This window comes from Kluyvera sp. CHPC 1.2972 (assembly GCF_036759925.1).
GTDB lineage: Bacteria > Pseudomonadota > Gammaproteobacteria > Enterobacterales > Enterobacteriaceae > Kluyvera.
The window spans coordinates 58,012-83,906 of the sequence record NZ_JAPKIB010000009.1 but is presented as its reverse complement, the minus strand read 5'-3'; the positions used below and the strand labels follow the sequence as shown (position 1 = coordinate 83,906).

The following is a 25,895-nucleotide window of genomic DNA, read 5'->3' as shown; positions in this document are numbered from 1 at the left end:
TGCAATGTCTTAAATCGTCGCAATACGTCAATTCATGACATATAGAATGCCCTGTAAACTCACCTTCAACAACCCGTGAGGAGAACAATATGACCATCAACGTGCAAGGCATCCGTATTCCCGACAGCAAACTGGCTCGCGAAACCACCGAGTTTATTCGCGATACCGAAAGTGACCTGCTGTTCCACCACTCCAGTCGCGTCTACTACTGGGGGGCGCTGGCTGGAGCACGCCGGGAACTGAAAGTGGACCACGAACTGCTGTACGTCGGCTGTATGTTCCATGATATTGGCCTGACGCATGAGCATTGCAGTTGCGATAAGCGATTTGAAGTCGACGGCGCCAACGCCGCCCGCGCTTTCCTGGAAGGCCACGGCATCGCGGCTGCCGATATTGATAAAGTGTGGACGGCGATAGCCCTGCACACCACGCCCGGTATTCCGGAATTTATGGCCCCGGAGATAGCACTGTTAACCGCAGGTGTGGAAATGGACGTGCTGGGAATTGGCTATGACGAAGTTAGCGATGCGAGTCGTGAAGCGGTCGTTCAGCAGCACCCGCGCCTGGACAACTTTAAAGAGAATATCATTAGTGCGTTTTATGATGGGATTAAAGGTAAAACTCAGACCACCTTCGGCAACGTGAAGGCCGATGTTATCTGCGATAAAGACCCTGGCTTTGTGCCCGGCAATTTCTGTAGCGTGATTCGTCAGTCGCGCTGGAAATCATAATAACGCCGGATGGCGCTTTGCTTATCCGGCCTACAGCGACCATAAAAAAACCCGCTTTCGCGGGTTTTTAGCTATTCGGCGCTTAAAGCATCGCTTATTTGCTTTTCTTGATGTGTCTCATCAAGCGTTGACGCTTACGCATCTGGGTTGGCGTCAGCGTATTGCGTTTGTTCGCATACGGGTTCTCGCCTTCCTTGAACTGAATGCGGATAGGCGTACCCATCACATCCAGCGATTTGCGGAAGTAGTTCATCAGATAGCGCTTGTAGGAATCCGGCAGGTCTTTCACCTGGTTACCGTGAATAACCACAATCGGCGGGTTATAGCCACCGGCGTGGGCATATTTCAGCTTCACGCGACGACCACGAACCAGCGGCGGCTGGTGATCTTCCGTCGCCATGGTCATGATGCGGGTCAGCATCGCGGTACCCACGCGGCGGGTCGAGCTGTCATACGCTTCACGGATAGATTCGAACAGGTTACCTACGCCGCTGCCGTGCAGCGCGGAGATAAAGTGCACGCGAGCAAAGTCGATAAAGCCCAGACGGTAGTCCAGAGTCTCTTTCACCTGCTCTTTCACTTCCATGCTCAGGCCGTCCCACTTGTTGACGACGATAACAAGTGAGCGCCCACTATTGAGGATAAAGCCCAACAGCGACAGATCCTGGTCAGAGATACCTTCACGGGCATCAATCACCAGCAGACAAACGTTCGCATCTTCAATGGCCTGCAGGGTTTTGATTACGGAGAACTTCTCAACCGTATCCGTTACCTTGCCGCGCTTACGCACGCCCGCGGTGTCGATGAGGACGTATTCACGCTCATCGCGTTCCATTGGGATATAGATACTGTCGCGGGTAGTGCCCGGCATATCGTAAACCACCACGCGGTCTTCGCCGAGGATACGGTTAGTAAGCGTAGACTTACCTACGTTCGGACGGCCCACGATAGCGATTTTGATTGGCAAGTCCTGCGGGTTGAAGTCGTCTTCCGGCTCTTCAACCGCTTCGCCATTCTCGGCTTCAAACTTCGCCCAGTACTCGGCATCTTCGTCCACTTCTTCCGGCGGATTGACATCGTCAACGAACGGTAGCAGAACGGTTTCCAGCAGCGTGGTTACACCACGACCGTGGGAGGCCGCAATCGCGTGAATTTCACCGAGGCCCAGCGACCAGAAGTCGGCAATTGCCTGATCCGGGTCAATCCCGTCGGTTTTGTTCGCCACCAGGAAGGTTGGCTTTTGACGAGAACGCAGATGTTTGGCGATACCTTCGTCCGCAGGCATCAGCCCCGCACGCGCATCCACCATAAACAGCACGACGTCAGCTTCTTCAATCGCCATCAGCGACTGTTCAGCCATGCGGGTTTCCACGCCCTCTTCCGTGCCATCGATACCGCCGGTATCGATACAGATAAACTCACGCCCTTCAACTTCAGCACGACCGTACTTACGGTCACGAGTCAGACCCGGGAAATCCGCAACCAGCGCATCACGAGTGCGCGTCAGGCGGTTAAAAAGCGTGGATTTTCCAACATTAGGGCGCCCGACAAGCGCGACCACAGGTACCATGTTAAAGCCTCATATACTCAAAATTTTGACAAAATCTATAAATAGCAAACGGCCCCTGAGCATTCAGGAGCCGTCCATTGCTGAACCAACGCCGCCGTTAACGCGTAATCGCGTAAACCGTACCGTCTTTCGCCTGAATCAGCAGTTTACCATCAGCCACCACTGGCTCCGTCAGGAAGCCTGCGCTGTCAACCTTCTGCTGAGCGACAAAACGCCCATCTTCCGGGTTAATCCAGTGCATGTAACCTTCTGCGTCACCCACAACCAGGCTACCATTATACAGCGCCGGGGAGGTCAGCAGACGGTGCAGCAGATCGCTCTGCGTCCACAGGGTCACGCCACCGTCGGTGGTCAGCGCCAGCACACGGTCGTTCTGGTCAACGATGTAGATACGATTGCCGTCAACGACGAAATCATTCACCGAGCCCAGCTCACGTTTCCACATGATCTGACCGCTGCGCAGATCCAGCGCCGTCAGGTTACCATTGTAGGCTAACGCGTAGACAACACCATTCACGATAACCGGCGTGGTATCTACATCGCTCAGACGATCGATTTCGGTAGAGCCGGTCGCCTGAGAAATACGCTGCTGCCAAATCATCTGGCCCTGCTGCATCAGTACCGCGCTCACACGGCCGTTATCGCCGCCAACAATCGCCGCGCCGAAAGCCACAGCCGGTGCAGATTCGCCGCGCAGAGAGAGCGCAGGCATATCCAGGTTCACCGTCCATTTCACAACGCCGCTGTTTTCATCCAGTGCCTGCAGCTGACCGTTGCTGGTATGCACCAACACCAGGCCATCGCTCACCGTTGGACGAGACAGGACTTCGCCTGCAGCCGTGGTTTTCCAGACAACGGAACCGTCGCCCGCATCCAGCGCATAAACCTGCGCTTTTTCGCTGCCCACATAGACGTGACCGCCAGCAACGGTCAGGCCACCGGAGAGCAGCGCTGGCTTACGAGAGAACCAGCCATCTTTTTCTGCCAGGTTAACGGACCACACTTCTTTGCCGTCATCCGCGTTCAGCGCTTTCACGGTGCCTTTACGGTCAACCGCGTAAACCACGCTGTCCGCATAGGCCGGATGCAGGTTAGAGTAGAAATCACCGATCCCGCTGCCGACGGAGACATCCCATGCGGTAGACGGCGTAAACTGGTTTTCTACGGTTGGCAGAGGAGACATTTTAACCACATCTTCTTCGCCGCTAAACAGTGAACAACCACTCAACAGAGTGACAGAAAGCAGTCCTGGCAAAAGTAATTTACGCAATTGCATCGGGTCCCTCTCAGACGGACAAATTATTAATTTTCATGCGCATCATTTCGCTCAGCGCGGGCGATGCATCGCTCTTAGCGCCAGCTTCCCACGCCGCACGTGCACCCTGCTTGTCACCTTTACTGAGCAGGATTTCCCCGCGTAAATCAGCAACAATGGCCGTCCAGCCTTCGCCCTTCACGCCTTCCAGCGTTTTCAGAGCAACGTCAGGCTGCTTCAGCTGTAGCTGAACGCGCGCCAGACGCAGGCTGATAACGGATTTCAGATTCTCATCAGATGCGGCTGCCAGGCCCTGCTGCAACTGTTTTTCAGCCTGAGCAAGGTCGCTTTTATCGACGAAGACCTGAGCCAGTTCCAGAGAAGCAAACGCACCATAGGTGTTTTTACTGTCGGCGGCAAATTTCTCCGCGGCGGCCAGCGCTTCCGGTTTCCCTGAGCTCAGAGAAGAGACGGCGTTTTCGTAAGCCGCGGAGGACTCACGGGCCGTATCTAACTGATGCGAGTTCCAGTAACGCCAGCCAACCAGCGCACCAATCCCCAGAATGACCCCAACGGCCAGCGCTTTACCATTTTCGGCAAAGAAGCTTTTAATCGCCTCAACCTGATCGTTTTCGTTATTAATTTCCACGCAGCCCTTCTCCTGATAATGATGTCCTGGAGATTAACCCAGAATAGTGCGCAAATGCGCGGCAACGCCTTCCTGCGTTACGGTTGTCTGCTCACCAGAACGCAAATCCTTCACGACAACAGTGGCTTGCTCAACCTCAGACTCACCCAGAACCAGGGCAATACTGGCACCCCATTTATCAGCGCGGGCAAACTGCTTCTTAAAGTTGCCGCCGCCGTGGTTGGTCATCAGCTTCACGCCAGGTAACGCATCACGCACCTGCTCTGCCAGACGCATGGCGGCTGACTGAGTATCGGTGCCTGAAGCGACCAGGTATATATCGACAACAGGAGAGGCAATAAATTCCGGATTAACTGCCTGAACTAATAAAACAAGACGTTCCAGACCCATTGCGAAGCCTACCGCAGGGGTAGCACGGCCGCCCAGTTGCTCAACCAGACCATCATAACGGCCGCCTGCACAAACGGTACCCTGCGAGCCGAGGCTGTTGGTCACCCATTCAAAAACGGTACGATTGTAGTAGTCCAGGCCGCGAACCAGGCGCTGGTTAACGGTGTAGGCGATACCGGCGGCATCCAGCTGTGCGCACAGACCAGCAAAGTGCTCGCGGGACTCTTCGTCCAGATAGTCGCCCAGCGCGGGAGCGTTATTCAGCAGCGCCTGAACGTCCGGGTTTTTGGAATCCAGCACGCGCAGCGGGTTGCTGTACATACGGCGTTTGCAGTCTTCGTCCAGCACGTCAACGTGCTGCTCAAGGAAGGCCACCAGCGCGTCACGATAGTTAGCGCGAGCTTCCAGAGAACCGATGGAGTTCAACTCCAGATTCACGTGTTCTGCCATGCCCAGCGCACGCCACCAGCGCGCGGTCAGCATGATAAGCTCGGCGTCGATATCCGGCCCCTGCAGACCAAACACTTCGACACCCAGCTGATGGAACTGGCGGTAACGTCCTTTCTGAGGGCGTTCGTGGCGGAACATCGGCCCGATGTACCACAAACGCTGCTCCTGATTGTACAGAAGACCATGTTCGATGCCGGCGCGTACACAGCCCGCAGTACCTTCCGGACGCAGCGTCAGGCTATCGCCATTGCGGTCTTCGAAGGTATACATCTCTTTTTCAACCACGTCGGTCACTTCACCGATAGCGCGTTTGAACAACGGGGTCTGCTCTACAATCGGCAAACGGATTTCGCTATAACCGTAGCTGCCGAGCACCTGCTTGAGTGTGCCTTCAATGCGCTGCCAGATGGCGGTCTCGCCAGGCAGATAATCGTTCATGCCGCGAATGGCTTGAATGTTTTTTGCCACGTTAATTCTCTTTATATATAAAAATGAACCCTCGGCGCGTTCGGCGCCTGGGGTTCAATCATACACAGGAAGCAAGCCGCTTCCCATCTCGTTATTTTTCAACCTGCTGAACGTCGATGCGGCGCGCTTCATCAAGCACCGAGGCTTTCGCACGGATCCTTGCTTCAAGCTGGCTAATCATATCGTCGTTATCGACGCGGTCTTTACGCACGCCGTCTTCATACAGGCCGCTTTTTTTGTTGCCGCCGGTCACGCCGAGCGTCGACACCAGCGCTTCGCCAGGGCCATTGACCACGCAGCCGATGATCGATACGTCCATCGGGGTGATGATATCTTCCAGACGCTGCTCCAGCGCGTTGACCGTCCCGATAACGTCAAACTCCTGACGTGAACAGGTAGGGCATGCGATGAAGTTGATCCCGCGCGCGCGGATACGCAGTGATTTCAGAATATCGAAACCGACTTTGATCTCTTCGACCGGATCCGCCGCCAGCGAAACGCGCAGCGTGTCGCCGATCCCTTCGGAGAGCAGCAGGCCAAGGCCAATGGCTGACTTCACGGAACCGCTACGCAGGCCGCCCGCTTCGGTGATCCCGAGGTGCAGCGGCTGATCGATCTGTTTTGCCAGCAGGCGATAAGATTCCACCGCCAGGAAAACGTCGGACGCTTTCACGCTGACTTTAAACTTGTCGAAGTTCAGACGATCGAGGTGATCCACGTGACGCATTGCCGATTCCAGCAGCGCCTGCGGCGTGGGTTCGCCGTATTTTTCCTGCAGATCTTTTTCCAGCGACCCGGCGTTCACGCCGATACGGATAGGGATGTTTTTGTCGCGAGCGCAGTCAACGACCATGCGAATACGCTCTTCGTTGCCGATGTTGCCTGGGTTAATACGCAGGCAGTCAACGCCGTACTCCGCCACTTTCAGGGCGATACGGTAGTCAAAGTGAATATCAGCAACCAGCGGGACGTTAACCTGCTGTTTGATAAGCTTGAAGGCTTCTGCAGCGTCCATCGTCGGCACGGATACGCGAACAATATCCGCCCCCACGCGTTCTAACGCCTTAATTTGATTAACCGTCGCTTCAACGTCAGTTGTGCGCGTATTGGTCATCGACTGTACGGCGATAGGAGCCCCATCGCCGATCGGCACGTTCCCAACGTAAATGCGTGTGGATTTTCTACGTTGAATTGGAGCCTGGTTGTGCATGAAAAATCTCCCGCAGCATTACGCGTCTGTTATTGTGCTGGTGATTGTTCAGCACTCACGGTCAGGCGCGCAACCTGGTTAGTTCTGATAAAGCGGCTCAGATCGACCGGTTTACCCTGGTATTCAATTTGTACGGCAGCCGGTGCACCAATTTTCAGCTTGTAAGGTGCCTGACCGGACAGGTTCAGGTTACCACCTTTGCGCTGCAGGCCGCTGAACAGCTTCTTACCGGTAGCGTCGGTCACTTCCAGCCAGCAGTCGGCGGAGAAGTTCATCACCAGCGCATTGGCATCAGCAACCGGCGCGGCCGTCTGGGCCGGATCGGTTGGCAGTGCGCTCGGTGCAGCGGTCTGAGGTGCTGTCGTTTGCGCTGCGGTACCGTCGACGTTAGCCTGAGACGGTGCTACAACGGCGTTATTCTGTGCCGTCGCGGTAGGTGCAGTCGTCGGAGCCGGTGCGGCATCCGTTGGCGCGGCGGTAGCGGTATCTGGGGTGGCTGCGGTATCGGTTGTCGCAGGGGCCTGCGTGTTATCCGCGCCGGTATTCAGCGGGATATCCTGCGAGTCGTTGCCGCTCGCTTTCAGCTCAACGGAGGATTGATCGGCCATGGTGCTGATCTCTTCCTGCTGCGCTTTGTGGTTCTGCCACCACCAGGCGACGGTTAACCCGACAACCACAAACAGCACGAGCCAGGTAAAGCTCATCAACCAGCCGTCGCGTTTTTTGCGGCGTTTACCCAGGGAGAAGGTCTGCATCGGGGCGACTTTCGCCGCGCGAACCGGCGCTTGCTTTTCCATCATCGGCAGCAGCTCTTCCTCGGGGATATGCACAAGGCGAGCGTAGGAGCGGATATAACCACGCAAGAATGTTGAAGCGAGTTCAGCAGGCGCCTTATCTTCTTCAATATCACGAACGGTGGAAACCTTCAGGCACAAGCGTTCTGCAACGGCTTGCTGGCTGAGTCCGAGTTGTTCACGGGCATTACGCAAACGGACACCCGTGGTCTGTGCTTCTTGTTGGTCGTGGTTGGTTTCAGTATTCATTCGCTACAACTGCTGATTCGTGAAATTTAAGGTTCTGATGCGGAACCGTACCCGCACCGCGAAACATCCGATCGTTGTTATCGGACAGACCGACAAACTGCCCGGTATACCCTGCTTCAAAACAGCGTCAAAGGCCGTCGCTACGCTGAAGTTGCAACGCTACATACTGCCTCAATACTTTCCGAAACGCACCGTAATTATTATCCAAATCAGTACGTTTCGCCTAATCCTTAAGCACTTGGCTCTGCGTGCGCCTTTTCAGGCGCACGCCACGCTGAATTACAACGCTTTCACATCAATCGGTTCACCCTGCATACGCTTACGCATCGTACGCTTGGTACGGTCGATAACATCACCGGCCAACTGACCACAGGCGGCATCAATATCATCACCGCGCGTTTTACGCACGATAGTGGTAAAGCCATAGCCCATCAGAACCTTACAGAAACGGTCGATGCGACTGTTAGAGCTGCGGCCATACGGCGCGCCCGGGAACGGGTTCCATGGGATCAGGTTGATCTTGCACGGCGTATCTTTCAACAGCGCCGCCAGCTCATGCGCATGCTCGGTGCCATCGTTGATATGGTCCAGCATCACGTACTCGATAGTCACACGGCCCTGGTTGGCATTGGACTTCGAAATGTAGCCGCGAACGGATTCCAGGAAGGTGGCAATATTGTACTTTTTGTTGATAGGTACAATTTCGTCACGAATCGTGTCGTTAGGCGCATGCAGAGAAATAGCCAGTGCGACGTCAATCATATCACCCAGCTTATCCAGCGCAGGCACTACGCCCGAGGTAGACAGGGTTACGCGACGTTTGGAGAGACCAAAACCGAAATCGTCCAGCATGATTTCCATCGCTGGAACCACGTTGGTCAGGTTCAGCAGAGGCTCGCCCATGCCCATCATCACCACGTTGGTGATAGGGCGTACGCCGGTCGCTTTAACAGCACCAACGATTTTCGCTGCGCGCCAGACCTGACCGATGATTTCCGATACCCGCAGGTTACGGTTGAAGCCCTGCTGAGCCGTAGAGCAGAATTTACACTCTAACGCGCAGCCGACCTGTGAAGAGACGCACAGGGTCGCGCGGTCGTCTTCCGGGATATACACGGTTTCAACGCGCTGATCGCCAACGGCAATCGCCCATTTGATGGTGCCGTCAGATGAACGCTGCTCTTCCACCACTTCAGGCGCGCGAATTTCAGCAACTTCTTTGAGCTTGCCGCGCAGCACTTTGTTGATGTCAGTCATCTCATCAAAGTCGTCGCAGCAGTAGTGATACATCCACTTCATCACCTGATCGGCGCGGAAGGGTTTTTCGCCTAAGTCTTTAAAAAACTCGCGCATCTGCGGACGGCTAAGATCCAGCAGGTTAATTTTTCCATCTTTGTTGGGAACCGCCGGGATGGCGCTCTCAGGCGTGACAATTTGTTCAGACATTTTCTATTCCGGCCTCGTTGTTACACGTTATGGCCCCTGGAGGGTGGATTGATAAAAAGAAGCGCCCCAGGAAAGCGGTCTGCTCGTCCGGGGGCGCTGCATTGTACAAATTCTGGCGCATGGATGCCACGTCTGCACGCGGCATTCGCTAAATAAAGTGTAAACGTGCCCTTAGCGGGTACGTGGGCACACTTCGCCTTCTGCGAAGAAGAACGCGATTTCGCGCGCGGCGGATTCTACGGAATCAGAACCGTGGGTGCCGTTTTCAGTGAAGCTGTCCGCGTAGTCAGCACGCAGAGTGCCAGCCAGCGCGTTGTCTGGGTTGGTTGCGCCCAGCAGGTCACGGTGACGCTGAACGGCGTTTTCGCCTTCCAGTACGGAAACCACGATTGGGCCGGAGGTCATGAACTCAACCAGACCGTCGAAGAATGGACGACCATCGTGCTCAGCGTAGAAGCCACGAGCCTGCTCAACGGTCAGGTGCAGCATTTTGGTGCCAACAATCTTAAACCCTGCTGATTCAAAGCGAGCGAAGATGCTGCCAATAACGTTTTTTGCCACCGCGTTTGGCTTGATGATGGAAAAAGTACGTTCAATAGCCATGATTACCTCTAATTTTATGTTGTCGTGCATACAGCAGTTGTATGACCTGGCGCGGATTATAAAGACCGGATGTCCCGTTGCCTATGGATGAAGGTAACATTTTTTTAAAATAAAACACTTTTAAGCAACACATTTTGTAACAAGCTCGGTTTGGTGATTGCGCGCCGGTTTTGCCCGATGGCGCTGTGCTTATCGGGCCTACAACACGGTATCTCACTGCAGCGTAAAGTTCACCACCGACGTCTGCCCGGTCTCATCCATCACCACCAGTTGATAGAGCCCCGGGTCCGTCAGCGTTAAGGTCAGGCTATCCCCTGCGCTCGTCTGTGGTTCACCGTTGAGAAACCACCAGCGTCGCCCTTCTCCACCGCTCGCCTGTAGCACCACTTTTGCGTTCGGCTCCCCGGGCAAGCGCCGGATCACCGCGTCTTCACGAATACCGGAAAGCATCAGCGGGGCGGCATTCTGCAATTGGCGCGGTGGGCAATACGTCGAAACCGGCGGCAATCGCGCGGCGCGTCGCTCGCCGACGGGCAGCCACGGCTCCAGCGGCAGCGGCCAGACATCCAGCGTGGTTTCACGGGCATCAGGGCAATCCGCGGCAACGCGTTTACCTTCACCATCCAACCACAGTGGGAAGCGAATCCCCTGCATCCCTTCCTGCTCGGGCAGCAGCAGCGTCGGCGGCAGGCTGTTATCCAGCACCCAGGTGGACAGACGTCGGCGGCAGTTGCTGTCTCCGGCAGGTAACGGCTGCCCGCCCGGCCAGCAAATTTCCGCTGAACTGACGGAGGCAGGACGCGGATCGCGACCTTCCTGCTGGCGCGCAGTATTCGCAAGCAGCAGGTTACTCACCTGATTGAGCAGCGGGATCGCGCTGGCAAACCCAAACTGCCCGGCCACCGGCGTGCCGTCTGGCCTGCCCGTCCAGATCCCGATGCTGTAGCGAGCATTCACACCAATAGCCCATGCGTCGCGATAGCCGTAGCTGGTACCGGTTTTCCACGCCAGCGGCACCACCTGCGGCAACGACGCGTCCGGCACCGGCTGGGCTTCACCAGCCAGAATACGGCGAATTATCCACGCCGCGCCGGGTGAGAGCAGCGGTCGCTCCACCAGCGGGTCACTCGCCAGCATGCGTAATTTTCCGACCTTGCCATGGCGAGCCAGAGCGCTATAGGCCGCGGTGATATCCGCTAGTCGCGCGCCCGCACCGCCGAGGATCAGCGACAAATTCGGCTCTGCGCCCGCAGGCAAAATCAGAGGCAGCCCAGCATTGCGCAGACGCGCGGCAAACTGCTTCGGTCCGTAGGCGTCCAGCACCTGTACCGCCGGGAGGTTGAGCGAACGCACCAGCGCTTCGCTCATGCTGACCGGACCGTGGAAACCGCTATCAAAGTTGCCAGGGCGATAGTCGCCCACGCGTCGAGGAACATCCTGTAGCAGCGATTCGGGGTGAATCAGCGCGCTGTCGAGCGCCATGCCGTACAAAAACGGTTTCAGCACCGAGCCTGGCGAGCGCACCGCCGTCACCATATCGACATGACCAAAGCGACTGTTGTCCGCGATATCTGCCGAGCCGACCCAGCCACGTACCTTCATATTGCGGTTATCCACCACCACCATCGCTAGCGAGCTGCGCGGCGGCAGGCGCGATTTCCAGTTCAGCGCCATCTCTTCTAGCTGACGCTGCAGCCCGATATCCAGAGTGGTGACAATTTTTTCATCCCGGCTCTGCGCCAGCATATGACGAGCAAACAGCGGCGCAAGCTGCGGCATCTGCCGGGGGAACAGCCACACGGGTTCCTCTTTGGCTTCTTTCACCAGCGCGGCGGACCAGACCTGCTGGGCCTGCATGCGGTCCAGCACTTTGTTACGTGCGGCCTGAGCGCGTTCGGGCCAGCGGTCCGGGCGCAATCGGCTCGGCGCCTGCGGCAATACGGCCAGCAGCGCAGCATCGGCGTAGCTTAGCTGGGCGGGCGGTTTGCCGAGATAGGCCCAGCTTGCCGCGCCGATGCCCTGCAGCGTGCCGCCAAACGGGGCGCGATTAAGATAAAGGGTGAGAATGTCACGTTTAGAGAGGTGCCACTCCAGCTGCATGGCGCGCCAGAGCTGACGGAATTTACCGCCGAAGGTTCGCGGATGCGGGTCGAGCAGCCGCGCAACCTGCATGGTCAGGGTGCTGCCGCCCGACACCACGCGGCCAGAGGTCACATCCTGCCAGGCCGCGCGGGCAATAGAAAATGGATTCACGCCGGGGTGATCCCAGAACCAGCGGTCTTCATACTGAATGAGGGCATCAAGATAGCGCGGTGACACTTCTTCGATGGTCACCGGGTAGCGCCAGATCCCCTGTGCATCGGCAAAACGCCACAGCGGGCTGCCATCTTCCGCCACCACCACCCGAGCGGGAGTGACTTCATGGAGCGGCAGCGGCCAGAGTTTATCCGCCAGCACAATGCTGGCGCACAACACCACCAGTGCCCCGAAAAGCCATCGCCAGACGGGGCGTTTACTCCAGGCAAGACGCATCCTACGGCACAACGATCAGCATATCGTCCGCTGCCCCAACGGCGCGCCAGCCCGGTACATACATAGACTCAACCTGCGACGGCGGCACGCGGTAGGTCCCCGGCATCACCGCACGCGCCAGGTAGACCAACGTAACCGGCTGATTCGCACTGACGGCAACCGCCGCCACAAAGCGATCGTCGCGGAACTCCATGTGCTGGATATCCGCCTGCTGCATCTGGTTAAGCCATTCCTGCACTTCAGTGCCGTTATCCTGCAGATTAGCGCTGCTGTTCGCCAGATTCTGGTTTTCCAGTTCCAGCCCTGCTGGCAGCATGTCGACGACCAACGTATCCGGCACGTTCTGACTGGCGTTAACGTCCAGCTTCACCAACACCAGCTCGCCGCTGCGCAGGGAAGAGAGTGATTTACGCTGCCCGTCGGTGCCGTAGAACTGGCGCTCGATGTGGAGCACGTTGCTGGACGCCGCAGGCGCATTTTCCGGGTAGCCGGTGCTATCCAGACGCAGCCACAGCGGCTGTTCGCCTTTGTTGGTCACCGTCAATGTAGCGAGCTGGTCGCCGTCGAGATTCCGCGTCAGCGCTTTATCCCCTTGCAGCGGCTGGCTTGCAAACGAGGTCTGCGCCTGCCAGTTGCCGGGGAGATCCAGCACACCTTTCGCCGCCAGGAACAGCGCATTGTTCTCCTGGGTTGACAGCCAGCGCTCGCTGAACGCCTGCTCAGAGAGCGTTTGCAGCAGCGTGTTTTGCGCGTCCGGCAGCAGCTTGTTCTCTTCCAGCAGCGAAAGCATCAGCGCGTTATCGCGAAGCGCACTGCCGTAGTCCGCCAGCCAGCGCCGCTGATCCTCACGTTTGGTGGTGAGCGAAAGCTGGATAGCCTGTTCGCTGCGTGGCGCATCCCCCATTGCTTTTAGCGCAATGCCTAGCTGCATTAACGGCAGTCCGGAACCCGCCTGAGCGCGACGTTCCCACAATTCGCGCAGCGCGCCGAGCGGCGCTTTTTGCTGCCGCGCCAGCACCAGACCCGCATAGGACTGAATGGCGAAGCGGCTTGCCGCGTTATCATCGGTATAGCGTACGCTCATCAGCCCCGGCTCCTGCAGGTAGCGCAGCAGGCGGTTGTTGCCTTTGTTAATCGCTTCTGCTGGTACGCTATAGCCCTGTTCGCCCGCGCGCACCAGGAAGTCCATCACGTAGGCGGTCAGCCAGTACTCTTCCGGGCCATCTTTATCCCACAGCGCAAAGCCACCGTTATCTTTCTGCATTTGCAGCAGGCGAGAGATACCGATATCTACCGCTGCACGGCGTTTGTCGTCGCTATCCCCCACAATGCCCAGCGTTTTCAGCTGTGCGGCGTTGGTATAAAGCTGCGGGAAAAGGCCGCTGGCGGTCTGTTCCAGGCAGCCGTACGGATAGGCTTTGAGTTCACGGATATAGCGCGCCAGGTTAAGCGGCGGTTTACCACTCAGCAGCAGTTGCCCCTGTAGCGTAACCGGTGAGAAATTCAGATGCTGATTTTCCGCAACGCTCCAACTTTCACCCGGTTGCAGTACCGCACCGCTATTAACGGTTTGCGCCGGATAGGCCGGACGCACGCCGATTTTCCACTGTTTGTGGAAATCGGCCAGGGTTTCACCCGGTAGCGTCATGCCCGTCACCGTGACATTGACTTCACCATCACCGTATCCTTCACCAGCGCTAACCGGGACAAAAAGCGTATGGCGTACACCTAGCTCCAGCGTAACCGGCTCCGGCTGCGCGCTTTTCAGCTGTAACAGGCCGCTGGCCGCTAACTGCACGTTGAGCGTCTGCGGTTTGTCCGTCAGGTTGGTGACGTCCAGCGTCAGACGCGCGCTGTCGCCGCCGGCCATAAAGCGCGGCGTATTCAGTTCAACCACCACCGGCGCGGCAACCACGACCTTCGACTCGCTGCTGCCAAAATCTTCCGCCGTCCACGCCTGCGCCATGACTCTCAGCTCGCCGTTAAAATCGCCGATAGGCAACGTAACGGTGCCCTCGCCATTCTCATCAAGCGTTACCGGCTGCGCCTGTTCGGCAATAATGGTGACGTGGTTCACCGGCGGTTTGCCGCCGCGATTCAGTTCGTCGCCGTCGCCACCAAAGCGCAGGCTCGCCAGTCTCCCCTGGCCTTCAATTACCTGACCGTAGATATCGTAAATATCCGCGCCGTAGCGTTTCTGGCCAAAGAACGCCTGCCATGGGTCGGGGGTGGTGTAGTCGGTAATATTCAGCACACCGCTATCAACGGCTGAGAGCAGCACGTTTACCTGCTTCGGCGTATCGCCCTCTTTGCGATTCACTTTGACCTTGACGGTCAGCGGTAGGTTTGGACGCATTTTCTGCGGCCCCTCCAGCGTCACATCCAGACGGCGTTGTTCGTCGCCGAGCGGCAGATGCAACAAACCCACGGCCCGTTTCGGCGTGGCAGAGCGGGACTTGTCGCCCGGACGCACCACCAGCGTGCTGAGATAGAGGTCGTGACGATTCCAGCTTTTATCCACCGGAATGGTGAGATCCAGCCCTTCGGCCGGGACGTTAATTTCCTGCCACCACAGCGGGCCGTCGCTGGACTCCACCATGGCATAGCCTTTACCTGCTGCCGGAGCAGCAACGTGTAGCTTGATAGTATCGCCTGGACGATAGCTCGGTTTATCGAGTTTCAGCGTCACGCGATCCGGGCGCGCCGCGCCGCTACCGTCGCTGTTGTCCTGCCAGCTATAGCCTGCCCAGAAACGCACGCTGCTCACCGCATCATTCGGTGCCTTCACTTCTAATCGATATGCGCCCCACTCTACCGGGAAGCTGACTTTACCGGTTTCATCGGCTTTCAACGCCAGCGTCTCTTCACCTTCGACCAGATCTTTTTGATCGAAGCGTGACTGCCAGCCGTCGCTTTCCGACCAGTTCCAGTAGTAATCGCGGCGTTCGCGAATCAGCCTCACCTGAAGATCAGAAACGGCCTTTTTTTCACCCTGGGCGTCGGTGTAGACGATATCAAACGCCGCCTGGCTGTTTTCTTCAACGATCGGCTGATTCACCGTGGTGTCGGTACGGTAGTCATAGACCGCCTTACTGGCGAACTGCGGGCGAATACCCGGTAGCTCAGAGGCTGGCCAGATGGCCTGGGTGGCGCGACGAGTCACCGGACGACCGCCAGACTCGAGCAGACTGGCCTGAAGAATCACCTGCAGCGGCGAATGTGTCTCCTGCCACTGGCTGACGGTGGTCACTTCTCCGTGACCTTTGGCATCCAGCGCCAGATTCATTTCATCAAGGCTACGGGTGGTATTTTGTTCGGCAATATCGCCAAACTGGAAGCCCGGCAGCGCGGCAACGGCTTCGCGCAACGGACGTAAAAACAGTTTCCCCTGCAGGCTATTGCCGCTGGCCGGTGCGCCGTAAAGATAGTAGCCCGACACGTCAAACTTCACGTCATCATCCGGTGCAAGCGGCGTCGGCTGCGGCGTCAGGTTGAGCGCCATACGTTCTGGCATAAAGTCTTCGACGTGGAAATCCCATTCACGCGGCTGGTTATCGCCGGTATTGGCGCGAATATGCCACATGCCGGTTGCCGCACTGCTGTCCAGCGGATAGGTAAACTGATAGAGACCATTCACCGGCTGGCTGACGACGCTGCGGATCACCTGCCCGTCAGGTTTCACTACCTCCAGCTTCACCGGTTGTTCCGGTAACGCTTTGCCATCGCCATCCCGCAGCAGACCGTTGAGGATCACCGTTTCGCCGGGACGATAAAGATCGCGCGGGCCAAACATAAAGAACTGTTTGCTGAAGCCAGGGTCACCTGCCACGTCAAACTCTGCCAGATCGAGCGCCGGCAGCTTGAGGTCAAGTAAGGTGGTTTGCCCCTCTTTGCGCGCCAGCAGCAGCGCAGCGTCTTTGTCGGTTTTCAGGACCGCATGTCCCTGAGCATCGCTGGTCGCCTGCGCCAGAGTTTGCCCTTTGTCATTGAGCAGTGTGAGCTCAACCGCCGACTGGGCTCCGCCGTTTTCAAGGCTTTGGGTGAATACATCAAGCTGGTTGTGGTAACGGTGTAACGACACGCCAACGTCGCTGAGCGTAAAGAGCGTAGCGGCATTACTGTAGCTGTACTGGCCCGCCGGATTCATTACCGCGATATAGACGCCGGACTGCTGCAGCGGCGCAATATCTTTCAGCGGCAGCAGCAGTTTTTCCCGCGTGTTGCGTGCCGGGTTGAGGTCGAAACGCCCGGTGTAAACCAGGTCCGCCATTTTCAGCAGTTCGTCGGACTCCCAGTTGCTAAGCGAACTGCGGTACTCCCACTGGCTGACAAACGCCGCCAGCGATTCCGGCTTCACGCGGAAGAAGTTGACGTCCACGTGCGGTACGTTGAGCACCATTACCGGCAGCCCGTCCACCACTTTGCCCGGCAGCAGCGAGCCGCGGCTGGCAAAACCAACGCTTGGGGCAATATCACGGGTGGTTAGCGTTTTCTCCACGCTGGTGCCGAAGGTGGCCTTATTCAGCGCAGCAAGCTCTGGGTCAACGGTGACAATCAGATCGCGCTTCGGCTCCAGATGCCGCAGCCGCAGCTCCTTCAGGTTCGGCGCCAGCTCCCAGGCACCGTCCACCTTGCCGCTTTTCTTATCCACCACGTGGACGGTTTTGCTGAAATCCTGATCGGGGTTGAGCGCAATAGAGAACGTCAGCACCAGCGTTGCCGCACCGTCGAGTTGAACCTCTGAGGCATCCAGTAGCGTGAGTGCTTTACCCTCGCTCTGCTGGGCAAGCTTCGCCAGCTGTGCGGCATCCGGTTTAACCGGTGCGACGTTTTGCGACGCCGTCGAGGAGGCGGCGGGTTTGACATCCTGAGCTTTGTCGCTGTCGTCGCACCCGGACAGGAGCGAGGCGGCCAGCATAGCAAGCACGGCTAAACGGAACGGTTTCATCCTTATAACCTCTGACGTTAAGTCTCTATTTCGTTAATTGACATAGTATTATGTGCAAACGTGACTTTTACCAATAGCACGCTCATTTCTGGGCTGATTTTCAGAATTCATATATAGCCTTAATCACAACCGCAACGTTGCTAACTTGTCAGCTCTCCGGAAAACGCCGACAATTCCTCTACATTTGCAAATGGAGGCACTCAATGACCACCTCTTTTTTTGTCGCCGCCGATTGGCTGGCTGAACACCTTAACGATCCGGCAATTCAAATTATTGATGCGCGGATGGCCCCTCCAGGGCAAGAGCACCGGGATATGGCGAGTGAATACCGTGCAGGTCACCTGCCTGGCGCGCGGTTCTTTGATATTGAAGCGCTCTCCGATCACACCTCAACGCTGCCGCATATGATGCCGCGCCCGGAAGCTTTCGCCGTCGCCATGCGCGAACTGGGCGTCAACAGCGACCGTCATTTAGTGGTGTATGACGAGGGTAATCTGTTCTCCGCGCCGCGCGCATGGTGGATGCTGAAAACCTTCGGGGTAGAGAACGTCTCTATTCTGGCGGGCGGGCTCGCGGGCTGGCAGCGCGATGAACTGCTGCTCGAACAGGGTGATGTTGATGCCGGTGAAGGTGAGTTTGAGGTTAAGTTCAACGCCGAGGCCGTTGTGCGCCTGACCGATGTGCTGCTGGCGAGCCATGAGCGCTCGGTACAGATTGTCGATGCTCGTCCAGCCGCTCGCTTTAATGCCGAAGTGGATGAACCACGCCCTGGTCTGCGGCGCGGCCATATTCCCGGTGCGTTGAACGTGCCGTGGAACGAACTGACGTTCAACGGCGAACTGAAGACCACGGACGAACTGGAAATGATTTTTGCTCGTCAAGGCGTAGACCTTAATCAGCCGATTATCACCAGCTGTGGCTCAGGCGTGACGGCAGCGGTGGTTCTGCTGGCGCTGGAGACGTTGGGGGCGAAAGAGGTCGTGCTGTATGACGGTGCCTGGAGTGAATGGGGCGCGCGCGACGATTTGCCGATTGAGCCTCAGAGGTAACAGCGGGGCCGTGTCATCCCGGGGTCGGCGTATAACGCCTCGCCCGGGCTACGAATGCAGGCCGGACAAAGCGTTTACGCCACCATCCGGCATGGTTTCAAATGATTCGGTTCTGCTTAAAATCACGCAGGAAACTGCCCCAGCGTTTTTCATAGAACGGCGTGATATGCGCCAGCATAAAGTGGCTGATGCCCTTCTCGCCTTCCACCACCTGACAGATATCAATCGGTTCATCACCCGGTAAGGTGTCGGTCGCCACGCTGCCCGCGGCATGAATAATCTCTTCGATATCCCCTTCCGCTTCAATACCAATCAGCAGATTCGGCTGCTCGTCCGCGCGCTCTTTAATGGAGCAGATAAACGCACGCTTCACCGTTTTCAGGGTTTTAAACAGCGTGGTCAGCGACTCCACCATTTGGGCCGGTGGCTCTGCAACTTCAGAGAGCAGCAGCGCACTGCCGCCTTCCAGCACTTCCTGCGTACTGAGCGGGTTGCCCTCTTCGCCAATCAGGTGGCTGATTTCACGCGGGGTAAACTCTTTGCCGGTCGGCAGCTTCGCGTTGAGGAACAACGTTTCGCCGAGCGTCATTTCAAACAACGTGCGCACCGGCATGACCACAAACGCCTGCTCGGTGGTGACCGCGTCTTTCAGCGCTTCCAGCGAGGTAAAAAACGGGATAACCGAGGTGCCGTCGTCTTTTTCCCAGTGCTGTAGTTCTAAGGCGCTATCGTCAACAACCTGCTGGTCATCGGCGGCACTGCCGGGCACCCAGACGGTGGACTCCAGTAAAGTGCGAAAAAAGGCCGGGCGATGAGCGGGTTCGGTTGCCGCCTGTTCCAGCAGCGTTTCGAGTTCGTTTTTGGTTTCAGACATAGTGCTTCCAGAAGGTGTGAATACCCCTCACCCCGGCCCTCTCCCCCAAGGGGCGAGGGAGAAAAATGGGTGGGTCACCTCTCCCCTTTGGGGAGAGGGTTAGGGTGAGGGGAAAAGATTACTCGGCGGTCAACAGATTCGCGATAGTCCGCACGCCCAGCCCGGTGGCACCCGCCGACCACTGCTCGACGGCAGATTTGCGGTAGGTGGCAGAGCAGTCGATGTGCAGCCAACCCTGGTGGTAGTTTTCCACGAAGTGGGACAGGAAGCCCGCCGCGGTGCTTGCGCCCGCCGGGTAGGCTGCGCTGCCGGTGTTGTTCAGCTCAGCAAAGTTAGACGGCAGTTGGTTGCGGTGGAACTCGGCCAGCGGCAGGCGCCAGAAGGCTTCATTTTCCGCACTGGCGCTCGCCAGCAGACGGTTCGCCAGTTGGTCATCAAAGCTAAACAGCGCGTGGTAATCGTTGCCCAGCGCGGTTTTTGCCGCCCCGGTCAGGGTTGCCGCGTCGATGATAAGCTCCGGTTTCTGCGCGCTGGCATCAATCAGGCCATCGGCCAGCACCAGGCGACCTTCTGCATCGGTGTTCATCACTTCCACATTTTTACCGTTCCGGTAGTGGATGATATCGCCAAGTTTGAAGGCGTTGCCGCTGATCAGGTTATCCGCACAGCACAGGTACAGTTTTACGCGCTTGTTCAGACCGCGGGTAATCGCCAGCGCCAGCGCACCGGTCACGGTTGCCGCACCGCCCATATCGGACTTCATGGAGTCCATGAACGCACTCTGTTTGATGCTGTAGCCGCCGGAATCGAAGGTGATACCTTTACCGACCAGGCAGGCGTAAACCGGCGCTTCTTTATCGCCCGTTGGGTTGTAGTCCAGCGCCAGCAGTACCGGCGGACGTTCAGAACCACGGCCCACGGTGTGCAGGCCAGCGTAACCCTGCTCACGCAGATCTTCGCCTTTGGTGATGCGGTAAGAGACGTTGTCGCACGCCACGCCGCACAGCAGGTCAACCGCACGCTGCGCCAACTGTTCTGGACCCAGCTCTTCCGCCGGGGCGTTGATGGTGTCACGTACCCAGTCAATGTAGGTCAGACGGTTGTCCAGTTCCTGGCGCTGTACATCGTCCAGCTCAGGCCATTCAACCTGACGGGTGCCTTTCGGCCCTTTATAGCCTGCCCAGAAAGCCCAGGCGAGGTCGACGTTCCAGCCTTCGCCAGACAGGTCAACGTGCTTGATGCCCATGCCGTCGATTTTACGCGCCGCGCGCTGGATAAGGCCCGCGTCGTCGCGGCCAGTCAGGTGCAGGACAATACCTTCATCATTAATGCTATAGGCCGCTTTTTCACCCCAGCGCGCATCGGCTGGCTGAGTAGAAAGGGTAATTTTCATGGCTTGTGTCATTTTTTTATCCTTATTAGCAAACGGGCCGCCGAATGGCAGCCCGTTATGTCTTTTGCTAAATGATTCGCGTTGCAAGAAGGCAGCAAGTGAGCGAATCCCCGGGAGCATAGCAAACTATGTGACTGGGGTGAGCGAGCGTAGCCAACGCACCTGCGGCGCGAATCATGACGCAAAAATTATTCTGCTTCATCCAACCAGACTAGCAGAATTGCCTCAAGGATTTTTTCATTTGATGCCTGAGGATCATCATCAAAATCTTCGAGGTCGCAAATCCACTGGTGCATGTCGGTGAAGCGCACCGTTTTCGGATCGGTATCCGGGTAAGCATCGTACAGCGCTTCGCCGATTTCGCGGCTGTCAGTCCACTTAAGTCCCATACTATCCTCTTAGTGCTCGCGCGCGTGGTTAATTGTGTAACGCGGAATTTCGACCACCAGGTCTTCATCCGTGACGCGGGCCTGGCAGCTCAGGCGGCTATCTGGTTCCAGCCCCCAAGCTTTATCCAGCATATCGTCTTCGTCTTCGGTGCTTTCTGGCAGCGAGTCGAAACCTTCACGCACGATGCAGTGGCAGGTGGTGCAGGCACAGGATTTTTCGCAGGCGTGTTCAATCTCGATACCGCTACGCAGCGCAGCATCCAGAATCGTTTCACCGGTCTCAGCTTCCACAACGATGCCATCCGGACACAGGTCCTGATGTGGCAAAAAAACAATCTTTGGCATATTAAACCTCGTCCACGGATTGGCCTTTCAGCGCGACACGGACGGATTGGTCCATGCGGCGAGCGGCGAATTCCTGGGTTTGTTTGTCAACGTTTTTAATGGCTTGTTCTATGGCGTCAGTGTCATTGCCCTCGGCAACCGCGCTCAGCACGGCGGCAGCCTCGTCAATCTCCTGACGCTCTGCGGCGCTTAACAGCGCGGCATCAGCGGCCAGCGCGCTGTGCAGGCTTTCCAGCACGCGAGCGGCTTCCACTTTCTGCTCTGCCAGCATACGTGCTTTCACGTCCTGCTCGGCATAGCTCATGGAATCCTGAATCATGGTGGCGATTTCGCCATCGGTCAGTCCGTAGGACGGCTTCACCTGAATAGAGGACTCAACGCCGGTGGATTTCTCCATGGCGGTGACGCTCAGCAGGCCATCGGCGTCCACCTGGAAGGTTACGCGAATGTGTGCGCCGCCAGCCGGCAGCGCCGGAATCCCGCGAAGCGCAAAACGCGCCAGTGAACGGCAGTCCTGCACCAGTTCGCGCTCGCCCTGCATCACGTGGATGGACATCGCGGTCTGGCCGTCTTTGAAGGTGGTGAACTCCTGCGCACGCGCTACCGGAATGGTGGTGTTACGCGGGATAACCTTCTCTACCAGGCCGCCCATGGTTTCGAGGCCGAGAGAGAGCGGGATCACGTCGAGCAGCAGCATTTCGCTGTCCGGCTTGTTGCCGACCAGAATATCAGCCTGTACGGCGGCGCCAATAGCGACCACTTTATCCGGGTCGATAGAGGTCAGTGGCGTACGGCCAAAGAACTCGCCTACGCGTTCACGCACCAGCGGTACGCGGGTAGAACCGCCGACCATCACCACTTCCAGCACCTCTTCGGCTTCCACACCCGCATCTTTCAATGCGCGACGACAGGCCAGCAGCGTGCGTTTCACCAGTGCGGAAATCAGGTCGTTAAACTGTTCGCGGGTCACCTCGCCTTTCCAGCCCGCGACCTCAACGGTCACGTGGTCGGCATCGCTCAGGGCGATTTTAGCGGCGATGGCGGCGTCAAGCAGCTCGCGCTGAACGCGGTTGTCGCTGCGATCGGCAATGCCTGCCTGTTCGCGGATATGGTCGGCCAGCAGGTGGTCGAAGTCGTCGCCACCCAGCGCGGAATCCCCGCCGGTAGCCAGCACTTCAAACACGCCGCGGCTCAGACGCAAAATAGAGATATCGAAGGTACCGCCACCCAGATCGTAGACGGCAATCACCCCTTCCTGACCGGAGTCGAGGCCGTAGGCAATGGCCGCCGCAGTCGGTTCGTTCAGCAGACGCAGTACGTGCAGGCCCGCCAGACGCGCGGCGTCTTTGGTGCCCTGACGCTGGGCGTCGTCAAAGTAAGCGGGAACGGTAATTACCACGCCATCAAGCTCACCCTCAAGCGTTTCGGTGGCACGAGCCGCCAGCGCTTTGAGGATATCGGCAGAGACGCGGATTGGGTTCAGTACACCGGCTTTGGTCACCAGCATCGGCAGGCCGTTTTCGCTTGCCTGGAACTGGTACGGCAGGTGTGGGTAGCGCGTCTGGATATCCGCCAGCGAACGGCCCATCATGCGTTTAACGGAGCTAATGGTGTTAGCGGGGTCCAGCGCGGCGTTGGTGCGCGCATCGTAGCCGACCACGTGGCCCTGCTCCTGATAGTGCACAACGGAAGGCAGCAGGTGACGCCCCTGATTGTCGGCCAGCGTTTCCGCCTGGCCGCTACGCACGGTAGCCACCAGGGAATTGGTGGTACCTAAGTCAATGCCCACCGCCAGACGACGCTGGTGCGGCGCGGCGCTTAGACCCGGCTCACTAATTTGTAATAAGGCCATGTTAAGCTTCCAGAATCAGAAATCGAGCAGCTTTTCTTCGAGTAATTCAGCGCTGCTTTGGAGTTTATCGAGAAAACGCAGTTTACGGACGGTATCCGCCGCCGCTTCCCACGTTTGCGAATCGAGTTCCGCCACCATCTGCTGCTGGCGTTGGCTATACATTGCTTTGATACGCTTAATCAGCCCTTCCAGGCGGTCGGTATCTTTTGCCTGTTCAATCTCGTCCAGCTCTTCGCGCAGTTCCAGCTGTTCCATCAGGAACGCGGTATCGCGCACGGTATGCTGTTCCGAGGCGAGATCAAAGCCATGCAGGGAAAGTAGGTATTCGGCGCGCATCAACGGGTGACGCAACGTTTGCCAGGCCTGGTTGATGTTCGCAGAACGCTGAACCGCCGCGAGCTGTTCCGCGTCGCTGCCGCTAGCAAATCGGTCGGGGTGGTTCTGACGCTGCAGGTCCTGGAAGCGTGCCGCGAGGGCCTGAGTGTCTACGTGATAACCGGCTGGCAATCCAAAGAGAGTGAAGTAATCCATGACGATCTCAGGGTTAACTATTTAAAACAAACCCCACGCACAGCGATAAAACCATGGGTGGGGTTGGCAGGACTCAAAATCAGACGTTAAAGCTTTCGCCGCAACCGCACTCGTCTTTCACGTTCGGGTTAGTGAATTTAAACCCTTCGTTCAGACCTTCTTTTACGAAGTCGAGCTGCGTGCCATCAAGAAATTGCAGGCTCTTACCGTCAATGACAACCTTCACGCCTTTGTCTTCGAAAACGGTATCTTCTGCCGCCGGCTCGTCAACAAATTCCAGTACATAGGCCATACCTGAACAGCCGGACGTTCTCACGCCAAGACGCAGACCAAACCCTTTACCGCGGTTTGACAGGAAGGTATTGACTCGCGCTGCTGCACTGTCGCTTAAGGTAATCGACATAAAAACCTCAACTCTTAATTATTTTGCTTCACGTTTGCTTTTGTAATCCGCAATGGCGGCTTTAATCGCGTCTTCTGCCAGGATTGAACAGTGAATTTTCACTGGTGGCAGTTCAAGCTCGTCTGCAATATCGGTATTTTTAATCGCCTGTGCTTCGTCCAGGGATTTCCCTTTTACCCACTCGGTGACGAGGGAGCTGGAAGCAATGGCGGAACCGCAGCCGTAGGTCTTGAAACGCGCGTCTTCAATGATACCTTCATTGTTGACTTTAATCTGCAACTTCATCACGTCGCCGCAGGCCGGAGCACCGACCATGCCGCTGCCGACGCTCTCGTCGCTGTTGTCGAAGGAACCTACGTTACGTGGGTTCTCGTAGTGATCGATTACTTTTTCGCTGTAAGCCATGATGAATTCTCCTTATCGGTACCGATTAATGATGCGACCATTCAATGCTGTTCAGATCCACGCCCTGCTTGAACATTTCCCACAGTGGAGAAAGGTCGCGCAGACGGCCAATGGAGTTGCGAACCAGATTGATGGTGTAGTCAATCTCTTCTTCGGTAGTGAAACGACCTAAAGAGAAACGAATGGAGCTATGCGCCAGCTCATCGGTCATGCCCAGTGCGCGCAGCACGTAGGATGGCTCAAGGCTTGCGGAAGTACATGCGGAACCAGAGGAAACCGCCAGGTCTTTCAGCGCCATAATCAGGGACTCGCCTTCAACGTAGTTAAAGCTCACGTTGAGGATGTTTGGTGCGCCCTGCTCGAGGTCACCGTTCAGGTAGACTTCTTCCATATCCTTCACGCCGTTCCACAGACGGTTACGCAGACCGCGCAGACGGGCCATTTCGGTCTCCATCTCTTCTTTCGCGATACGGTAAGCTTCGCCCATGCCGACGATCTGGTGAACAGGCAGGGTACCGGAACGCATGCCGCGCTCGTGACCGCCGCCGTGCATCTGCGCTTCGATACGGATACGTGGTTTACGACGAACGTACAGCGCGCCGATACCTTTTGGACCGTAAATTTTGTGACCGGAGAAGGACATCAGGTCTACTTTCAGCTGGCTCAGGTCGATAGGCAGTTTGCCCACGCTCTGGGTTGCATCAACGTGATAGATGATGCCGCGCGCACGGCACATTTCGCCGATGGTCGCGATATCCTGCACCACGCCGATTTCGTTGTTCACGTGCATGATGGAGACGAGGATGGTGTCGTCACGCATGGCTGCTTCGAGCTCTTTGAGATCGATAATGCCGTTGCGCTGTGGCGCCAGATAGGTGATTTCGAAACCTTCGCGCTCGAGCTGACGACAGGTGTCCAGCACGGCTTTATGCTCGGTTTTGCTGGTGATGATGTGCTTGCCTTTTTTCTGATAAAAGTTGGCTGCACCTTTAATCGCCAGGTTGTCGGATTCAGTCGCACCGGAGGTAAAGACGATTTCACGCGGGTCTGCACCCACGAGGTCGGCAATCTGGTTACGGGCGATATCTACCGCCTCTTCAGCCTGCCAGCCGAAACGGTGTGAACGAGAGGCCGGGTTACCAAAGGTCCCGTCCAGGGTCAGAAACTGCATCATTTTCTCGGCAACACGCGGGTCCACCGGCGTGGTTGCGGAGTAGTCGAGATAAATCGGTAATTTCATTGCTCTTTAACTCCGTACATCACTCAATGCAAGGAGTCAGGCAACCGGCTGGATGTACGACCGTGTTGACGGGACGCTGTCCCGGCCTGACTCTGAAATCTCATTTTTATCTATAACCA

The 25,895-nt window shown here is 57.1% G+C and carries 21 protein-coding genes; 2 read left to right on the top strand and 19 right to left on the bottom strand.

The window, feature by feature from the left end; all coding sequences use genetic code 11:
• Positions 1-89 precede the first annotated feature (89 nt).
• Positions 90-731, top strand: a complete 642-nt coding sequence (locus V6944_RS15070) for an HD domain-containing protein (protein WP_333499543.1) — start codon at positions 90-92, stop codon at positions 729-731.
• A 94-nt stretch (positions 732-825) separates the two neighbouring features.
• Here the strand turns inward: V6944_RS15070 and der are convergent, their stop codons facing one another.
• From der to V6944_RS15020, 10 genes are all read right to left on the bottom strand, one after another.
• A complete protein-coding gene (gene der, locus V6944_RS15065) occupies positions 826-2,301 on the bottom strand; it encodes a ribosome biogenesis GTPase Der (RefSeq protein ID WP_333499542.1) in 1,476 nt (491 codons plus the stop codon).
• 97 nt (positions 2,302-2,398) lie between these two features.
• Positions 2,399-3,577 (bottom strand): outer membrane protein assembly factor BamB, encoded by a 1,179-nt coding sequence (gene bamB / locus V6944_RS15060; protein ID WP_333499541.1) that lies wholly within the window; start codon positions 3,575-3,577, stop codon positions 2,399-2,401.
• 10 nt (positions 3,578-3,587) lie between these two features.
• Positions 3,588-4,205 carry a YfgM family protein gene (locus tag V6944_RS15055; protein WP_333499540.1) on the bottom strand — a complete coding sequence of 206 codons (618 nt, stop codon included), beginning with the start codon at positions 4,203-4,205 and terminating at the stop codon, positions 3,588-3,590.
• A 33-nt stretch (positions 4,206-4,238) separates the two neighbouring features.
• Positions 4,239-5,513 (bottom strand): histidine--tRNA ligase, encoded by a 1,275-nt coding sequence (gene hisS / locus V6944_RS15050; protein ID WP_333499539.1) that lies wholly within the window; start codon positions 5,511-5,513, stop codon positions 4,239-4,241.
• A 91-nt stretch (positions 5,514-5,604) separates the two neighbouring features.
• Positions 5,605-6,723, bottom strand: a complete 1,119-nt coding sequence (ispG, locus tag V6944_RS15045; RefSeq protein WP_185668896.1) for a flavodoxin-dependent (E)-4-hydroxy-3-methylbut-2-enyl-diphosphate synthase — start codon at positions 6,721-6,723, stop codon at positions 5,605-5,607.
• 29 nt (positions 6,724-6,752) lie between these two features.
• Positions 6,753-7,766: a cytoskeleton protein RodZ gene (rodZ, locus tag V6944_RS15040; RefSeq protein WP_333499538.1), complete on the bottom strand. Its 1,014-nt coding sequence runs from the start codon at positions 7,764-7,766 to the stop codon at positions 6,753-6,755.
• A gap of 279 nt (positions 7,767-8,045) precedes the next feature.
• Positions 8,046-9,212, bottom strand: a complete 1,167-nt coding sequence (locus V6944_RS15035) for a bifunctional tRNA (adenosine(37)-C2)-methyltransferase TrmG/ribosomal RNA large subunit methyltransferase RlmN (protein ID WP_333499537.1) — start codon at positions 9,210-9,212, stop codon at positions 8,046-8,048.
• A gap of 171 nt (positions 9,213-9,383) precedes the next feature.
• The gene (gene ndk, locus V6944_RS15030) at positions 9,384-9,815 is read right to left on the bottom strand and encodes a nucleoside-diphosphate kinase (RefSeq protein WP_185668893.1); all 432 of its coding nucleotides are present in this window, start codon (positions 9,813-9,815) and stop codon (positions 9,384-9,386) included.
• Between the two features lie 213 nt (positions 9,816-10,028).
• The gene (gene pbpC, locus V6944_RS15025; protein ID WP_333499536.1) at positions 10,029-12,347 is read right to left on the bottom strand and encodes a peptidoglycan glycosyltransferase PbpC; all 2,319 of its coding nucleotides are present in this window, start codon (positions 12,345-12,347) and stop codon (positions 10,029-10,031) included.
• Between the two features lies 1 nt (position 12,348).
• Positions 12,349-17,295: an alpha-2-macroglobulin family protein gene (locus V6944_RS15020; protein WP_333499535.1), complete on the bottom strand. Its 4,947-nt coding sequence runs from the start codon at positions 17,293-17,295 to the stop codon at positions 12,349-12,351.
• Between the two features lie 203 nt (positions 17,296-17,498).
• Here V6944_RS15020 and sseA point away from each other — a divergent pair, with 203 nt between their 5' ends.
• The gene (sseA, locus tag V6944_RS15015; RefSeq protein WP_333499534.1) at positions 17,499-18,344 is read left to right on the top strand and encodes a 3-mercaptopyruvate sulfurtransferase; all 846 of its coding nucleotides are present in this window, start codon (positions 17,499-17,501) and stop codon (positions 18,342-18,344) included.
• Positions 18,345-18,441: 97 nt separating this feature from the next.
• Here sseA and sseB read toward each other — a convergent pair whose 3' ends face one another.
• The 9 genes from sseB to iscS form a co-directional block, all read right to left on the bottom strand.
• A complete protein-coding gene (gene sseB, locus V6944_RS15010) occupies positions 18,442-19,218 on the bottom strand; it encodes an enhanced serine sensitivity protein SseB (RefSeq protein WP_333499533.1) in 777 nt (258 codons plus the stop codon).
• Between the two features lie 118 nt (positions 19,219-19,336).
• Entirely contained in the window at positions 19,337-20,623 is a 1,287-nt protein-coding gene (gene pepB / locus V6944_RS15005; protein ID WP_333499532.1) for an aminopeptidase PepB, read from the bottom strand.
• A gap of 176 nt (positions 20,624-20,799) precedes the next feature.
• A complete protein-coding gene (gene iscX / locus V6944_RS15000; RefSeq protein ID WP_185668888.1) occupies positions 20,800-21,000 on the bottom strand; it encodes a Fe-S cluster assembly protein IscX in 201 nt (66 codons plus the stop codon).
• A gap of 9 nt (positions 21,001-21,009) precedes the next feature.
• Positions 21,010-21,345: an ISC system 2Fe-2S type ferredoxin gene (fdx, locus tag V6944_RS14995; RefSeq protein WP_035891374.1), complete on the bottom strand. Its 336-nt coding sequence runs from the start codon at positions 21,343-21,345 to the stop codon at positions 21,010-21,012.
• Between the two features lies 1 nt (position 21,346).
• Positions 21,347-23,197, bottom strand: a complete 1,851-nt coding sequence (hscA, locus tag V6944_RS14990) for a Fe-S protein assembly chaperone HscA (protein WP_333499531.1) — start codon at positions 23,195-23,197, stop codon at positions 21,347-21,349.
• A 15-nt stretch (positions 23,198-23,212) separates the two neighbouring features.
• A complete protein-coding gene (hscB, locus tag V6944_RS14985) occupies positions 23,213-23,728 on the bottom strand; it encodes a co-chaperone HscB (protein WP_185668886.1) in 516 nt (171 codons plus the stop codon).
• A 79-nt stretch (positions 23,729-23,807) separates the two neighbouring features.
• The gene (gene iscA / locus V6944_RS14980) at positions 23,808-24,131 is read right to left on the bottom strand and encodes an iron-sulfur cluster assembly protein IscA (protein WP_035891367.1); all 324 of its coding nucleotides are present in this window, start codon (positions 24,129-24,131) and stop codon (positions 23,808-23,810) included.
• A gap of 18 nt (positions 24,132-24,149) precedes the next feature.
• A complete protein-coding gene (gene iscU, locus V6944_RS14975; protein WP_005120408.1) occupies positions 24,150-24,536 on the bottom strand; it encodes a Fe-S cluster assembly scaffold IscU in 387 nt (128 codons plus the stop codon).
• 25 nt (positions 24,537-24,561) lie between these two features.
• Entirely contained in the window at positions 24,562-25,776 is a 1,215-nt protein-coding gene (iscS, locus tag V6944_RS14970; protein ID WP_035891364.1) for a cysteine desulfurase, read from the bottom strand.
• Positions 25,777-25,895 lie beyond the last annotated feature (119 nt).

Coding starts and splice junctions, on each gene's coding strand:
- V6944_RS15070 (WP_333499543.1), top strand. CDS start 90: ATGACCATCAACGTGCAAGGCATCCGTATTCCCGACAGCAAACTGGCT.
- der (WP_333499542.1), bottom strand. CDS start 2,301: ATGGTACCTGTGGTCGCGCTTGTCGGGCGCCCTAATGTTGGAAAATCC.
- bamB (WP_333499541.1), bottom strand. CDS start 3,577: ATGCAATTGCGTAAATTACTTTTGCCAGGACTGCTTTCTGTCACTCTG.
- ispG (WP_185668896.1), bottom strand. CDS start 6,723: ATGCACAACCAGGCTCCAATTCAACGTAGAAAATCCACACGCATTTAC.
- rodZ (WP_333499538.1), bottom strand. CDS start 7,766: ATGAATACTGAAACCAACCACGACCAACAAGAAGCACAGACCACGGGT.
- V6944_RS15035 (WP_333499537.1), bottom strand. CDS start 9,212: ATGTCTGAACAAATTGTCACGCCTGAGAGCGCCATCCCGGCGGTTCCC.
- ndk (WP_185668893.1), bottom strand. CDS start 9,815: ATGGCTATTGAACGTACTTTTTCCATCATCAAGCCAAACGCGGTGGCA.
- pbpC (WP_333499536.1), bottom strand. CDS start 12,347: ATGCGTCTTGCCTGGAGTAAACGCCCCGTCTGGCGATGGCTTTTCGGG.
- V6944_RS15020 (WP_333499535.1), bottom strand. CDS start 17,295: ATGAAACCGTTCCGTTTAGCCGTGCTTGCTATGCTGGCCGCCTCGCTC.
- sseA (WP_333499534.1), top strand. CDS start 17,499: ATGACCACCTCTTTTTTTGTCGCCGCCGATTGGCTGGCTGAACACCTT.
- sseB (WP_333499533.1), bottom strand. CDS start 19,218: ATGTCTGAAACCAAAAACGAACTCGAAACGCTGCTGGAACAGGCGGCA.
- pepB (WP_333499532.1), bottom strand. CDS start 20,623: ATGACACAAGCCATGAAAATTACCCTTTCTACTCAGCCAGCCGATGCG.
- iscX (WP_185668888.1), bottom strand. CDS start 21,000: ATGGGACTTAAGTGGACTGACAGCCGCGAAATCGGCGAAGCGCTGTAC.
- fdx (WP_035891374.1), bottom strand. CDS start 21,345: ATGCCAAAGATTGTTTTTTTGCCACATCAGGACCTGTGTCCGGATGGC.
- hscA (WP_333499531.1), bottom strand. CDS start 23,197: ATGGCCTTATTACAAATTAGTGAGCCGGGTCTAAGCGCCGCGCCGCAC.
- hscB (WP_185668886.1), bottom strand. CDS start 23,728: ATGGATTACTTCACTCTCTTTGGATTGCCAGCCGGTTATCACGTAGAC.
- iscA (WP_035891367.1), bottom strand. CDS start 24,131: ATGTCGATTACCTTAAGCGACAGTGCAGCAGCGCGAGTCAATACCTTC.
- iscU (WP_005120408.1), bottom strand. CDS start 24,536: ATGGCTTACAGCGAAAAAGTAATCGATCACTACGAGAACCCACGTAAC.
- iscS (WP_035891364.1), bottom strand. CDS start 25,776: ATGAAATTACCGATTTATCTCGACTACTCCGCAACCACGCCGGTGGAC.